Origin of the sequence: Caballeronia sp. LZ024 (genome assembly GCF_031451455.1) — a bacterium.
Classification (GTDB): Bacteria; Pseudomonadota; Gammaproteobacteria; order Burkholderiales; family Burkholderiaceae; genus Caballeronia; species Caballeronia telluris.
In genome coordinates, this window is the sequence record NZ_JARUXL010000003.1 from 1,000,239 (window position 1) to 1,014,560 (window position 14,322).

13 protein-coding genes and 1 pseudogene are annotated in these 14,322 nt (G+C 64.4%); 4 read left to right on the plus strand and 10 right to left on the minus strand.

Going from position 1 to position 14,322, the window contains the following annotated elements:
- Window positions 1-6: 6 nt before the first annotated feature.
- The 5 genes from QCE48_RS22005 to QCE48_RS22025 all read right to left on the minus strand — a co-directional run bounded on the left by QCE48_RS22005 (window position 7) and on the right by QCE48_RS22025 (window position 3,622).
- On the minus strand, window positions 7-432 hold the full coding sequence (locus QCE48_RS22005; RefSeq protein WP_116561347.1) for a MarR family winged helix-turn-helix transcriptional regulator: 426 nt from the start codon (window positions 430-432) through the stop codon (window positions 7-9).
- 88 nt (window positions 433-520) lie between these two features.
- Window positions 521-1,684: an HPP family protein gene (locus tag QCE48_RS22010; RefSeq protein ID WP_309784088.1), complete on the minus strand. Its 1,164-nt coding sequence runs from the start codon at window positions 1,682-1,684 to the stop codon at window positions 521-523.
- A 263-nt stretch (window positions 1,685-1,947) separates the two neighbouring features.
- The gene (locus QCE48_RS22015) at window positions 1,948-2,175 is read right to left on the minus strand and encodes a DUF2964 family protein (RefSeq protein WP_309784089.1); all 228 of its coding nucleotides are present in this window, start codon (window positions 2,173-2,175) and stop codon (window positions 1,948-1,950) included.
- Between the two features lie 188 nt (window positions 2,176-2,363).
- Window positions 2,364-3,209, minus strand: coding sequence for a hypothetical protein (locus QCE48_RS22020; protein WP_309784090.1), 846 nt, complete (start codon window positions 3,207-3,209; stop codon window positions 2,364-2,366).
- A gap of 113 nt (window positions 3,210-3,322) precedes the next feature.
- Window positions 3,323-3,622 (minus strand): hypothetical protein, encoded by a 300-nt coding sequence (locus QCE48_RS22025; RefSeq protein WP_309784091.1) that lies wholly within the window; start codon window positions 3,620-3,622, stop codon window positions 3,323-3,325.
- A 276-nt stretch (window positions 3,623-3,898) separates the two neighbouring features.
- On the opposite strand from QCE48_RS22025, the gene QCE48_RS22030 reads away from it, so the two are divergent.
- The 4 genes from QCE48_RS22030 (at window position 3,899) to QCE48_RS22045 (ending at window position 7,951) form a co-directional block, all read left to right on the plus strand.
- The gene (locus QCE48_RS22030; RefSeq protein ID WP_309784092.1) at window positions 3,899-4,720 is read left to right on the plus strand and encodes a DUF72 domain-containing protein; all 822 of its coding nucleotides are present in this window, start codon (window positions 3,899-3,901) and stop codon (window positions 4,718-4,720) included.
- A 178-nt stretch (window positions 4,721-4,898) separates the two neighbouring features.
- The gene (gene adh / locus QCE48_RS22035) at window positions 4,899-6,419 is read left to right on the plus strand and encodes an aldehyde dehydrogenase (protein ID WP_309784093.1); all 1,521 of its coding nucleotides are present in this window, start codon (window positions 4,899-4,901) and stop codon (window positions 6,417-6,419) included.
- A 56-nt stretch (window positions 6,420-6,475) separates the two neighbouring features.
- Window positions 6,476-6,868, plus strand: coding sequence for a DUF779 domain-containing protein (locus tag QCE48_RS22040; protein WP_309784094.1), 393 nt, complete (start codon window positions 6,476-6,478; stop codon window positions 6,866-6,868).
- A 66-nt stretch (window positions 6,869-6,934) separates the two neighbouring features.
- Window positions 6,935-7,951 (plus strand): alcohol dehydrogenase, encoded by a 1,017-nt coding sequence (locus QCE48_RS22045; protein ID WP_309784095.1) that lies wholly within the window; start codon window positions 6,935-6,937, stop codon window positions 7,949-7,951.
- 9 nt (window positions 7,952-7,960) lie between these two features.
- On the opposite strand, the gene QCE48_RS22050 is transcribed toward QCE48_RS22045, so the two are convergent.
- From QCE48_RS22050 to QCE48_RS22070, 5 genes and pseudogenes are all read right to left on the minus strand, one after another.
- Window positions 7,961-8,749 (minus strand): enoyl-CoA hydratase, encoded by a 789-nt coding sequence (locus QCE48_RS22050; RefSeq protein ID WP_309784097.1) that lies wholly within the window; start codon window positions 8,747-8,749, stop codon window positions 7,961-7,963.
- 12 nt (window positions 8,750-8,761) lie between these two features.
- Complete coding sequence (locus QCE48_RS22055; RefSeq protein ID WP_309784098.1) at window positions 8,762-10,405, minus strand: acyl-CoA synthetase; 1,644 nt, start codon at window positions 10,403-10,405, stop codon at window positions 8,762-8,764.
- Between the two features lie 173 nt (window positions 10,406-10,578).
- Window positions 10,579-11,003: pseudogene (gene tssE / locus QCE48_RS22060) on the minus strand (type VI secretion system baseplate subunit TssE).
- Window positions 11,000-13,681: a type VI secretion system ATPase TssH gene (gene tssH, locus QCE48_RS22065; protein WP_309784099.1), complete on the minus strand. Its 2,682-nt coding sequence runs from the start codon at window positions 13,679-13,681 to the stop codon at window positions 11,000-11,002. The pseudogene tssE and the gene tssH overlap by 4 nt, the downstream one beginning before the upstream one ends.
- Window positions 13,682-13,789: 108 nt before the next feature.
- A complete protein-coding gene (locus tag QCE48_RS22070) occupies window positions 13,790-14,275 on the minus strand; it encodes an Hcp family type VI secretion system effector (protein WP_309784100.1) in 486 nt (161 codons plus the stop codon).
- Between the last annotated feature and the right edge of the window lie 47 nt (window positions 14,276-14,322).

Genomic DNA, 14,322 nt, shown 5'->3' on the forward strand with positions numbered 1-14,322 from the left:
GGCGGTCTAATAATCGATCTGCGGCACGCGGAAAGCGCCCTGCAGCGACTTCAACTCCGCGCGATGTAATTCGGCCAGCCTTGCCAGCACTTTCTCGCCGGGCTTTTCCAGATGCACTTCCACCTGCCGGCGATCCGTTTCGCTGACTTGGCGCCTGACGAGCCCGAGCGCCTCGCAGCGCGACACCAGCGCGACGACGCCGTGATGCTGCGCCTGCAGGCGCTCGGCCAGTTCGCCGACGGTTGCCCAGTCTCGGCCGGGGTAGCCGCGAATATGCAGGAGCAGCAGATACTGCAAAGGCGTGATGCCCTCGCCCTGCGCGGCGTTCTCCGAGAAGCGCTCGAAGCGCCGCATCTGATAGCGAAACTCGGATAGCTGTTCGAAGTCCTTCTTCGCCAGACTGCGGGCCGGCGCGCGGACGAGTTCTTTCATCGTGATGCCTTGAAAAGTGCAAACGGTAAATGTATCACAACATGATATGAATGGACGCAGAAGAGGCGCCGTGACGACGCCGTGCGCTTCAGGCGGCCTGTCTGCTTTGCTGCTGAGTCTGCCGGTAGAGGCCTGCGATCACGTCGGCCTGGGTGATCATCCCGACGAGCCTTTCCTCGGCGTCGAGCACCGGAATATGGTGATGGCCGAAATTCGCGAAGATCGGCACGAGTTCGGTGATGGGCGTTGCTGCAGTGATCGTGCAGACGTCGGTTGTCATCAGCGCGCCGGCGGTGCGGGTCGCCTCGTCGTCGCTCGCGAGCCAGCGCGCCGGCAGGCGGAACAGGGCCGAGAGCGCGCTGCCGGAACCGTATTGCATCAGGTCTGCGCGCGTGACGATGCCGATCACGCGCTGAGTCGTATCGACGACCGGCAACGCCTTCACCGCGCGCCGGCTCAGCAGATCGGAGGCGGTGGCGGCCGTCGTCGTCGCGAAGATGGACGCGACCGGATGCGACATGATGTCTGCGCAGGTCAGTTCGTCGAAGGTGCGGACGTACGCCCGCATCTGCGCCTCGTTGACGACCGATTCCAGGTCCGCCGGATCGATGTCGAGCAATTCGCCGCGCCGCGCGAGCACGGCGTCGAGATCGGCGCGCGTGAAGCCCGGATTCGCGGGCGGGTGGCCGGCGGCCTGCGCCTTCGCGGCGCTTTGTCCGGCGGCGTGCGGATAGCGATGGCCCGTCAGCGCATGGAACACGATCGCCGCCGTGAGCAACGCGAACGATTGCAGCGCAATGGGTTCCAGCACGAAACGAAAGCCGAGCGAGTGGATCGACGGGCCGCCCAGCACGGCGGTGAGCGCGACCGCGCCCGAGGGCGGATGCACGCAGCGCAGCGCGAACATCGCGCAGATCGCGATGGCGACGGCGAGCGCGGCGGCGTCGATGGGGTCGGCGATCAAGGTCGCGCAGGCGACGCCGACCGTCGCGGAAACCAGATTCCCGCCGATGATCGACCACGGTTGCGCGAGCGGACTGGCCGGCACCGCGAAGAGCAGTACGGCCGAGGCGCCCATCGGCGCGACCAGGAGCGGAATGTTCGCCGAGGGGCCGAGCAGCAACAGCATGGAGCCGCCCGTGAAGGCGATGCCGAGCAGCGCGCCGAGGCCCGAGCGCAGGCGCTCGGGCCATTTCACGGCAACCGGCGAAGGGACGAAACTGGCGATCCAGCGAGCGAGTACGGGGCGCATCTTGGGAGATCGAATCGGCGAAAAGGGCGGTGCGATACCGTATGAAATATATGGCATTGTGACATAAAGTCGCGGCGTCGCGCCGGCCCGAAAGGGCAGGGAAATGCCTGTTGGCGTTTTCCCTGATATGCGTCGATTGATGATAAAAGTGCCTCAATCAAGGCGTTCTTCGATGAATAACGGCGGGAAAACCGGGCGAACCGGAGATGAAATCCGCGTCCTCGCTGCGCCCCGTAATACCTCACGCCATGATGGATCGCGCGCTAGCTGGCCCGGGAGAGCATCACGATATACATGACTGTCGAGAACACGATCACGCATGCTCCGATGATCACTTTTCTCTCGTTGAATTCGAGCAATCCGTTGACCGCGATGCCGATGCCGACCACCGCGGCGAGCGTGCCGATGGCGGCGAGCAGCACGCGCAACTTGTTGCGCACGACGAGCCGCTGTTCCGGCGTGGCTTCCGGTTTGAGGCGTTCCAGCTTCATGTGAGACCTCCGCGCAATGTGGAGCGTGGCCGAGAGCGGGCACTGCGCGAACTCCCGCCGCAGGAACGCCGATGATTCGATTATAGGAAACCAAAACGGCGCGCCGTGGCCGCTCGTCGCTTCGTCATCGATAGCAAAAGCGGCAGTTTCGTGCAACGACCGAGCCGATCGTTGCAGGCAGCGCTCCGCTACATCAATTCCTTGCCGCTCGGCACGGCGACGCGCTTCCGGCGGAGTTGCAACTGCCCGTTTTCGTCCACGACTTCGGAATCGCACGTTAGCACCCGCTCGCCGGCCCACTTCGGATCGCGGCAGCGGCCTGCTTCGAAGAGCTTCGCGCCCGAATCGTCGAAGACCGCGACGCCGTGGACCACGTTGTCCGAGGCGAGGCCCCGCACGCACTCGAAGGCGACATAGCCGTGCTGCGCAATCGCGTCCGATGGATTGACGCAGTCGTTGTCCAGCGCGACGCGCTTGCCGCCGCGGTTGACCAGCACGACGCGTTCGCGTTTGCCGCCGAACGGATCGCTCGGGTCGTTGGCGAAATATCGGACGATGACGAGACTGCGCCCGTCCGGCAGCGGACGCAGCAGCGATAGACGGTCGCCCGCCTCCCAGTTGGCGGCGTTGTCGGGCAAGAGTCCGATCGACCGGTCGACGACGCTCATGCGCAGCGCGACCAGCGATCCGGGCCGGACGTCGCAGAGCCGCATGTAGGCGTCGGGCACGGTCTGCCGGATGCGCAGGCGCGCCGCGAGCGCGGGCTTGTCGGCGTTGGCCGTCGCGCCGACCCACATGAATGCGTTTTGCTTGTCGCCGCAGTCGGCGGTCTGGATGACGAAGCCATCGGGCACCGACCGGTAGAGCGGTTCGGCCTTCTTCGCGATGCCCGAGACGCTGGAATCGCTCGGTCCGGCGACGATCCAGACGCGCTCGGCGTACGCAGATGACGCGAAGGCAAGGAACAAAGCGAGGACGATCGGGCGGGTTTGCGGCTTTGTCTTCTTCGCCGCCACGTGGGCTCGTGTGGTCATCCGCGAATCCTGGCTCGAAACGAATTGATCTAGAGTTTAGTCATTCCGTCCTGCCTGCCAAGATTTTTGTCGCGCGGTCGTTCGTTTTTGTCTTCGACACGCGCGTCGTGCCTTCAACCTTGCCGCGCGCGCGGGAGCGCACCTTGCGCGGCCGCCCGCCGCCCCGTCACCCGCGACCACACATGCTGGCAGATGTCCCGGCGGCGTCCGGCGTCGAGCGGATTGGGGACGCTTATTGTCAGCGTGGACGCGGAATCGGTGAGCGACGGGCGCACTTCGCCCGCTCGCAAATCGCCGAGCGGCAACGGCCCTTCCCAGATGACGACGCTGTGGTGGCCGTCCGAAACCTGAATCACCTGATAGTGCGATAAATCGACGTGGTCGAGATCGTGAGGTTCGATGGTTCTGTGCATGGCACGGCTCCGTGGGCTTGCCCGGCCGCTGCGGTGCGTCGCGGTCCGTTTAGGGATTATCCGAGTCAAAGCATCGCGCATGCCACCTTGCGCGTAGGCGGCAACGTCATGCCTGATGGCCTTGTGTCCGCGCGCGTCGCTTAAGCAGGGCGCTAAGTTTTTCAGTCAGTTGAGAATTTTGCGCAGGACAGCGAGCACGGCGCCAAAGCGTCGCTGACACGGTTGCGCCTATTCCTTAAACTTGAGCGCATCTCATGTCTGAGCGAGCGATCATCGATGGCAACCGGAAAAAAGAAGGCACAAATCAGAATCGGCATCGGCGGATGGACCTTCGAGCCGTGGCGCGGAACGTTCTATCCAGAAGGGCTCACGCAAAAGCGCGAACTCGAATACGCGAGCCGCCAGCTGAACAGCATCGAAATTAACGGCACTTTCTATGGATCGCAGAAACCCGCCAGCTTCGTGAAATGGCATGACGAAACTCCCGACGATTTCGTGTTCTCGCTCAAGGCGCCGCGCTTCGCGACGAACCGGCGCGTGCTCTCGGAGGCAGGCGACTCGATCGAACGGTTCTTCGCGAGCGGGGTGCTGGAACTGAAGGACAAGCTCGGACCCGTGAACTGGCAGTTCGCGCCGACCAAGCAGTTCGACGCCGAGGACTTTGAGGGCTTCCTCGCGTTGTTGCCGAAGAGCGTCGAAGGCCGCGCGATTCGGCATGCGGTCGAAGTGCGGCACGAGAGTTTTCGCGACAAGACCTTCGTCGCGCTCGCACGCAAGTACGGCGTCGCGATCGTGATGGCGGGCGATTCGAAGTATCCGCAGATCGCGGACCCGACGGCGCCTTTCGTCTACGCGCGCATCATGGGCACCGAGGAGAAGCATCGGCAGGGCTATCCGAAGAAGCAACTCGATCTGTGGACGGAACGCGCACGCGTGTGGGCGTTGGGCGGCGTGCCCGAGGGGCTCGAAACCGTCACGGAGTCGCCAACAAAGGAAACGCCGCGCGATGTCTATCTCTACGTCATCAGCGGATATAAGGCGCTCAATCCGGCTGCGGGCATCGCGATGATCGAGCGTCTCGCGAAAACGGAAGAATAAGATGGCCTGTTCCGTTTCGACACACTGCGCCAGAAGATGACAGCGCGCGGGCCGTGCTAACGCGCGCAACCCGCGCCGGCGCGGCAAGCGGCGGATGGCATGGAACTCGCAAGCGTGGGTGGCCGGTACGGCACGGTTAGACCGGGCCGGTCACTCAAACGATATGCGAGGAGCACACATGAATCACGCCGAGATGCAGTTCCTGACGACCGATTACCCGTTCAAGAAGCAATATGGCAATTTCATCGGCGGCAAGTGGGTCGCGCCGTTAGGCGGCGAGTACTTCGACAACGTTTCGCCCATCACCGGCGAGCCGTTCACGTCGATTCCGCGTTCGCGCGAAGCCGACATCGAACTCGCACTCGATGCCGCGCATAAGGCGAAGGCGTCGTGGGGCAAGACCTCCGCGACCGAGCGCGCGAACATCCTGAACAAGATCGCGGACCGCATCGAGGCGAATCTCACGCGCATCGCGGTGGCCGAAACCATCGACAACGGCAAGCCGCTGCGCGAGACGATGGCCGCCGACATTCCACTCGCCATCGACCACTTCCGCTACTTCGCGAGTTGTGCGCGTGCGCAGGAAGGCTCGCTCTCGCAGATCGACGACGACACCGTCGCGTATCACTTCCACGAGCCGCTCGGTGTGGTCGGTCAGATCATCCCGTGGAATTTCCCGATCCTGATGGCGACCTGGAAGCTCGCGCCCGCGCTCGCCGCCGGCAACTGCGTGGTGCTCAAGCCGGCCGAGCAGACGCCGGCGTCGCTGCTCGTCGTGATGGAGCTGATCGAAGATCTGCTGCCGCCCGGCGTGCTAAACGTGGTCAATGGCTTCGGACTCGAAGCGGGCAAGCCGCTTGCATCGAACAAGCGCATCGCGAAGATCGCCTTCACCGGCGAGACCACGACCGGGCGTCTCATCATGCAGTACGCGAGCCAGAACCTGATTCCGGTGACGCTCGAACTCGGCGGCAAGAGCCCGAACATCTTCTTCGCCGACGTGATGAACGAAGACGACAGCTTCTTCGACAAGGCGCTCGAAGGCTTCGCGATGTTCGCGCTCAATCAGGGCGAAGTGTGCACGTGTCCGTCGCGTGTGCTGGTCGAGGAGAAGATTTACGACCGTTTCATGGAGCGCGCGTTGAAGCGCGTCGCGGCGATCAGTCAGGGGCATCCGCTCGATTCGAAGACGATGATCGGTGCGCAGGCCTCGCAGGAGCAACTGGAAAAGATCCTGTCGTACATCGATCTCGGCAAGCAGGAAGGTGCGGAGTGCCTGATCGGCGGCGAGCGCAATACACTCGACGGCGAATTGCAAAACGGCTATTACGTGAAGCCGACCGTGTTTCGCGGCCACAACAAGATGCGCATCTTCCAGGAGGAAATCTTCGGGCCGGTGGTCTCGGTGACGACTTTCAAGAACGAAGAGGAAGCGCTCGAGATCGCCAACGACACGCTCTACGGCTTGGGCGCAGGCGTGTGGACGCGCGACGGCACGCGTGCGTATCGCTTCGGCCGCGACATTCAGGCGGGACGCGTGTGGACCAACTGCTATCACGCGTATCCGGCGCATGCGGCGTTTGGCGGCTACAAGCAGTCGGGTATTGGTCGGGAGAATCACAAGATGATGCTCGACCACTATCAGCAGACGAAAAACCTGCTGGTGAGCTATAGCCAGAAGCCGCTTGGGTTCTTCTAAGCTTTTCGAGCGACGCGAGCGGCCTTGAACGGCCGCTCGTCTAAGAGGATCGCGCCATGAATAAAGAGGACATCGAGCGAGTCATCGCGACGCCTGCGGCTATCGCGTTGATCGAGCAGCTCAGAGCGCAACACGGCGAAGTGCTGTTCCATCAATCGGGCGGCTGCTGCGACGGCAGCGCGCCGATGATGTTTCCGGCCAGCGAGTTCATGGTCGGCGGCTCGGACGTGAAGCTCGGCACGATTGCGGGCGTGCCGTTCTACATGAGCGAATCGCAATTCGAATACTGGCAGCACACGCAATTGATCATCGATTGCGTGAAGGGCAACGGCGGCATGTTTTCGCTGGAACGGCCCACGGGCCTGCGCTTTCTCACGCGCTCGCGTCTCTTCGACGACGACGAATGGGCGTGGCTGGAACGGCATCCGGTGGAGTCGGCGGGCGACTGAGCGGTCGCTGCCTGCAAATCTCCGCGGTGGTAAATTTCAGAATTCACCGATCACCGGAGACACGCGATGGCAAAGATGAAAGCCGTGGAAGTGACGGAAGCGGGCGGCCCGCTGCAACTGGTCGAGCGCGATGTGCCCGAGCCGGGGCCGGGGCAAGTTCGGATCAAGGTGCAGGCGTGCGGCATCTGTCACAGCGATTCGCTGACCAAGGAAGGCCAGTGGCCCGGTCTGCAGTATCCGCGCGTGCCGGGACACGAGATCGCGGGCGTCGTCGATGCGGTCGGTGACGAGGTCGACGAGTGGAAGGTCGGACAGCGCGTGGGCGTCGGCTGGCATGGCGGTCACTGCGGCCATTGCGATCACTGCCGGCGCGGCGACTTCGTGCTTTGCCAGCGCGCGCTAGTGCCCGGCATCAGCTACGACGGCGGCTACGCGAACTACATGGTCGCGCCCGTGCAGGCGCTCGCCCGTATCCCCGACGATCTCTCCGACGTCGATGCCGCCCCGCTTCTCTGCGCCGGCATCACGACGTTCAACGCGCTGCGCAACAGCGGAGCGCGCGCGGGCGAGGTCGTCGCGATTCTCGGCATCGGCGGGCTCGGGCACCTCGGCGTGCAGTTCGCGAGGAAGATGGGCTTTCGGACCGTCGCCATCGCGCGCGGCAAGGACAAGGCGCCGCTCGCAACCGAACTGGGCGCGCATCACTACATCGACAGCAGCGCGGAGAACGTCGCCGAATCGCTCACCGCGCTCGGCGGCGCGAAGGTGATCCTCGCGACGGCGACGAGCGGCAAGGCGATGAGCGCGGCGCTCGGCGGCCTCGGGCTGAACGGCAAGATGATCATGGTCGGAATCGGACAGGAGCCGGTCGAGGTGCCGATCGCCCAGTTCATCATGGGGCGGCATTCGGTGCAGGGCTGGCCGTCGGGGACGTCGGCCGATTCGCAGGACACGCTCGACTTCAGCGCGCTTTCGGGCGTGAAGCCGATGATCGAGGAATTCCCGCTTGCGCGTGCGCCCGAAGCCTACGACCGCATGATGAGCGGCGCGGCGCGCTTTCGGGTCGTGCTCACGATGGGTTAAGCAGCGCCGTCACGGCTTGCGCCAGTTCGGCGCGCGCTTGTCGATGAATGCCTGCGTGCCTTCGAGCGCGGCGTCGTCCATCATGTTGCACGCCATCGTCTCGCCGGCGAGCTGGTACGCGCTTTCGATGCCCGCTTCGAGTTGCCGGTAGAAGAGGCCCTTGCCTGCCGCAATCGCCGCGCGCGGCTTGTCGCAGATGCTTGCCGCGAGCGCGCGCGTGGCATGGTCGAGTCGATCGGGCTCGGCGACGCGATTGACGAGGCCACGTTCGAGGGCGGTGTTCGCATCGATGAAGTCGCCGGTCACGAGCATTTCGAATGCCGCCTTGCGCGACAGGTTGCGTGAGAGCGGCACGCTCGGCGTCGCGCAAAACAGGCCGTAGTTGACGCCCGAAGCGGCGAAGCGCGCGTCGCTCGCGGCCACGGCGAGATCGCACATCGCGACGAGCTGGCAACCGGCGGCCGTCGCGATGCCGTGCACGCGCGCGATCACCGGCTGCGGCATGCGCTGGATGGTCAGCATCATCTGCGAGCAGCGCGCGAAAAGCGCCCGATAGTAGTCGAGCGACGGCGCCGCGCGCATCTCCTTCAGATCATGCCCCGCGCAGAACGGGCGCCCGCTGCCGGCGATCACGACCACGCGCGCGTCCGACTCCGACGCTTCATCGAGCGCGCGCTGCAACGCGTCGAGCATTGCTTCCGACAACGCATTGAACGCGCCCGGCCGGTTCAGCGTGATGCAGAGGACGCCGGGCAGCCCGTATGCGTCCCGCTCGACGATCAAAGGTGCTTCGCTCATGTCTTCGCTCCGTCAGACGTCGATGGCCGTCACCGATCCCGCGCGCTTTCTCAACTCGAACTTCTGGATCTTGCCCGTCGACGTTTTCGGCAGTTCACAGAACTCGATCGCGCGCGGCACCTTGAAGCCCGCGAGATGCTTCTTGCAATGCGCGATCAGGTCGTCGGCGCTCACGTTGGCGCCCGCCTTGAGTTCGACGAACGCGCAGGGCGTCTCGCCCCAGCGCGCGTCCGGTTTCGCGACGACGGCCACCGCGAGCACCGCCGGATGCCGGTACAGCACGTCCTCCACTTCGATGCTCGAAATGTTCTCGCCGCCGGAGATGATGATGTCCTTGCTGCGGTCCTTGATGCGCACGTAGCCGTCGGGATACGCGACCGCGAGATCGCCCGTATGAAACCAGCCGCCGCAAAACGCTTCCTCGGTTGCGGCCGCGTTCTTCAGATAGCCTTTCATCGTGATGTTGCCGCGAAACATGATTTCGCCGATGGTCTCGCCGTCGGCAGTCACGGGCTGCATCGTGAGCGGATCGAGCACGGAGACCGCGTCCTGCAGGTGATAGCGCACGCCCTGCCGCGCGTTCAGGCGCGCACGTTCGCCGATATCGAGCGCGCGCCACGCGTCCTGCTGCGCGCACACGGCGGCCGGTCCATACACTTCGGTGAGACCGTAGACGTGCGTCAGCTCGAAGCCGAGCCGCTCCATCCCTTCGATCATCGCGGCGGGCGGCGCGGCGCCCGCGACCATCGCGTGCACGCGATGCGCGATGCCTTCCTTCATCGAATCGGGCGCATTGACGAGCAGGTTCTGCACGATCGGCGCGCCGCAATAGTGCGTGACGCGTTCGCTGCGGATCAGGTCGAAGATGGCCTTCGCGTCGACGCGGCGCAGGCACACGTTCACGCCCGCGCGCGCGGCGACCGTCCACGGAAAGCACCAGCCGTTGCAATGGAACATCGGCAGCGTCCACAAGTACACGGCGTGCTTCGGCATGTCCCATTCGAGGATGTTGCTCACCGCGTTCGTGTAGGCGCCGCGATGGTGATAGACGACGCCTTTCGGATTGCCGGTTGTCCCCGATGTGTAGTTCAGGCAGATCGCGTTCCATTCGTCCGACGGCGGCGACCATGGGGACGCCGGGTCGCCGCTTGCGAGCAGACTCTCGTAGTCGATCTCGCCGATGCGCTCGCCCGCTCCGGTGTATTCGCTGTCGTCGATGTCGATCACGAGGAGCGGGTGGTCGAGCTGCGCGAGCGCCTCGCGCATCACCGCCGAGAATTCGCGGTCGATCAACACCGCTTTCGCCTCGCCGTGTGCGAGCATGAACGCGAGCGTATTGGCGTCGAGCCGCGTGTTGAGCGTATTGAGCACGGCGCCCGCCATCGGAATGCCGAAGTGCGACTCCACCATTTCGGGGATGTTCGGGAGCATCGCCGCGACCGTGTCGCCCGCGCCGATGCCGCGCGCGTTCAACGCCGACGCGAGACGCCGCGCGCGCGCGTAGGTCTCGGCCCAGTTGCGGCGGATGGCGCCGTGCACGATGGCGGGGAGCGTCGGATAGACGGCCGCGGTGCGCTCGATGAACGTGAGTGGCGTCAGGGCCGCGAAGTTGGCGGCGGTTTTGTCGAGGCCTGTTTCGTACATGCCGGTGCTCATGGTGTCTCCCTTTTCGGCTTTTATATTGGCGGTCGGGTCGTGGTGCTCAATATTACGCGCGGTTGAGGGTGCGGCGCCAATGCAGGGACACGGCGTGGGCGTTCGGGCGGATACGTGTGAGGAAGTGTTTAGATCATTGAAGTTGCCTGGCGCAGCGACGCGAAGTGCGTCGCTCACTCCGCATCGCCACGCCGCCGCCATTCCACCCTTGTGCGCCCATGCGGCTCGTAGTGCGTCCCAAAGCGCACGAGCCGTGCTTCCGCAGATGACAGGTCATCTCATGGCTGATCAACATGCCGTTCTCGGGCGGCAGCACGTCGAGATCGATCGCACGAATGCGCGGCTCGTAGATGAGCAGCGTCGCTTCCACCTGCGCCTTCAATTGATGCGCCGACGCCGGCAGATTTCGATAAATCGTGCTCAGATCCGGCAGCCCATAATTCGGCAGATGCTTGAGCGTGCCCGCGCGCGTGTTCAAAATGCGCCTCACGTTTTCCAGCACGCTCAGGATTTCGAGCGTGTTGTTGTCGTGAGCGTAGAGCGACATGCCGTCGATGTGGCCGAGCAGCATGTCGTAGAGCGACGGGCCCGTCGTCATTGCGTGTTGCCTGCTTCGTCGAATTCGACGGCGATGCCTTCGTCATCCGAGTACGACAGCCGGACGGCCGCGCTCTTCTGCTGACTTGCCGCGCGCGCCAGCAGTTCGCGCGCGAGCACCGGCAGGATTTGCTGATCGAGCAGACTGTCGATGTTGCGCGCGCCGGAATCCGGCAGACGGCAGGCGCGCACGAGTTCCGCGACGAGCGCGTCGTCGCAGACGAGCGGCACGTCGAAGCGCCGTTCGATGCGCTTCTTCACCTTGTCGAGCTTCATCCGCACGATCGACGCCATCGCGTCAGCCGAAAGCGGCCGATAAACGACCGTCTGGAAGCGCGCGAGCAGCGCCGGCTGAAAGTGCTCGACGAGCAACGGACGGATGGTTTCCATCAGCATGCCATTGGTCACTTCGCCGCCAGCGTCGCTGACCGCGTCCGTCGCGGCCATGATCTCATCGCTGCCGAGGTTCGACGTCATCAGGATCACGGTGTTGCGGAAATCGATCACGCGCCCTTCGCCGTCGCGCATGAACCCGCGATCGAACACTTGATAGAACAGATTCAGCACATCGCGATGCGCCTTTTCGACTTCATCGAGCAGGATCACGGAATAGGGGCGCTGACGCACGGCTTCGGTCAACACACCGCCTTGCCCGTAACCGACATAGCCCGGCGGCGAGCCCTTCAGTTGCGACACGGTATGCGCTTCCTGATACTCGGACAGATTGATCGTGACGAGCGCGCGCTCGCCGCCGAACATCAGATCGGCGAGCGTGCGCGCGGTTTCCGTCTTGCCGACGCCCGACGGCCCCACGAGCAGGAACACGCCGAGCGGCGCTTCCTCCGACTTGAGGCCGGCCTTCGCGGCACGCAGACTCTTGCCGAGCGCGGCGAGCGCGTCGTCCTGTCCGACCACGACGCGGCCAAGTTGCGTCTCCAGATCGAGCAGCGTCGCCAGTTCGTCGGAGAGCAGGCTGCCCGCCGGGACGCCCGTCCAGTCGGCGATCACGCGGGCGATCGCCGCTTCGTCGACTTCCGCGTGGATCAGCGCGTCCACGCCATGTTCCGCGATGATCGCGTGCGCGGCCCCGATCGCCTGCTTCAGTTCGCGACGCGTCGATTCGTCCGTGGCCGCGCGCCATTCCTCGCGGCGCGCGAGCAGCGTTTCGGTCGCGGCCTTCTGCTCGGCGTACTCGCGTTCGAGCCGCGCGAGTTCGAGCGCGAGCGCCCCGAGGCGCGCGTCGATGGCGGCGAGCCGCTCGCTCATGTCGGCGGCCGTCGCGCCCTGATCCTGGACGAGTGCCGTGCGTTCGACGTCGAGCGCCGCACGTTCGGCGATGCAGGTCGAAATCGCGATCGGCGTCGCGTCCATGCTCATCCTGACGCGCGCCGCGGCGGTGTCGAGCAGATCGACGGCCTTGTCGGGCAACTGGCGCCCGGTCAGATAACGGCGCGACAGGCGCACGGCCGCGCCGACCGCCGCATCGGTGATATGCACGCCGTGGTGTGACGCATAGCGTTCCTTCAGGCCGCGCAGCATCAGGCACGCGCGCTCGTCGTCGGGTTCGTCGACCTTGACCATCTGGAAGCGCCGTTCGAGCGCGGCGTCGCGCTCGAAGTATTGCTTGTATTCGGACCATGTCGTCGCCGCAATCGTGCGCAGCTCGCCGCGTGCGAGCGCGGGTTTCAGCAGGTTCGCGGCATCCGCGCCGCCCGCCGTGTTGCCCGCGCCGATCAGCGTGTGCGCTTCGTCGATGAAGAGCAGGATCGGCGTCGTCGATTGCTGGACGGCTTCGATCACGTTCTTCAGACGCTGCTCGAATTCGCCCTTGACGCCCGCGCCCGCTTGCAGAAGACCGAGGTCGAGCGTGAGCACGCTCACGTTGCGAATCGCCGTGGGCACGTCGCCTTCCGCGATCCTGAGCGCGAGTCCTTCGACCAGTGCGGTCTTGCCGACGCCCGGATCGCCGACGAGAATCGGATTGTTCTTGCGGCGCCGCGCGAGAATATCGACCATCTGCCGGATCTCGACGTCCCGTCCGAATACAGGGTCGATCTTGCCGTCACGCGCCTTTTGCGTGATGTCGATGGTGAAACGCCGCAGTGCTTCGGATTCGTTGCGATGCGTGACGTTAGGCGCCTGCCGTTCCGGCTCACGCGGAGTTGACACAACTTCGTCGCGGTCGCCGTTGCCGTCGATCTGCGGCGCTTCCACCGACACGCGGTCGAGTTCCGCGCGCAGCCGGTCGATCTGCGTCGCGGAGACGGAGAGCAGCGGCCACGCATCGGGCGCGCGCAGAAGATGCGGCGCGTCGGCGAGCGCCGCGAAAAGATGAGCCGAGCGGATCGACGTCGCGCCTTCTTCGAGCGACGCGCGCATCCACGCTGCTTCAATCCACGTCCCGAGCCGTTGCGACAAAGCCGGCTTGCCGCGCATCTCGTGCGGGAAACGGTCGATCGCGGCGAGCAGACCGCTCCAGATCGCGTCGACGTCGAGTTCATAGCGGCGCACGATCGCGACGAGATCTCCGTCGCCGAGTTCGAGCAGCTTGATGAGCCAGTGCTCGACCTCGATGTCCCGGTGAGCGCGCGTTTCGCAGAGGCTCGCCGCATCGGCGAGCGCGCGCGCGCAATGATCGTTGAGACGGCGCAGGAACGGGGAAAGGTCGCGTTGGGTCATGACGAAGAGGGAATTAGAAGCGTCAGTCCGCGAGGCGGACTGACAAACGCGCTGGCACTCGGCTGAAGGGGATTCAACCGGACGCGTGCCAGCATCGAAGGAAACGAATTACGAGCGCTCGTTCCAGCTGTCGGCGTGGATGATGTTGCCGTCCTTGTACGACCAGGTGATCTTCTCGTAACGCAGTTCGATGTCTTCGAGGTGGTTGTGCTTCTCGAACGCCGGGTTCTTGATGTCGAGCATCTTCGGCTTGACCGCGACGACCTTCACGTTATCCAGCTTCGTGTTGAAGTATTCCTTTTCCTTGCCGGCGTCGTCGATCTTGTACCACTTGATCTCGATCGATTTCAGCGTCTGGCCGCTCGTCACCGCCTTGTAGAGATACGGCGTCGAGGCGTCCGTTTCCTTCGTGAACGTGATCGGCGCGTGCACGCGCGTGCCGGTCAGCTTGCCGGTGTTGTTGTCGGTCGGGATGTTGACGCCGTGCTCGAACTCGACGATCTCGACGCTTCCTTCGCGGCCATTGACCGTGACGGAGCCTTTGATGTCGGCGCCGCCATCGTCCTTGATCCACATATATGCCGGAATAGCCATTTCTTTTTCTCCTTGGTGGGTTGCAGCAAAAGCCCCGAAGCCCTCTG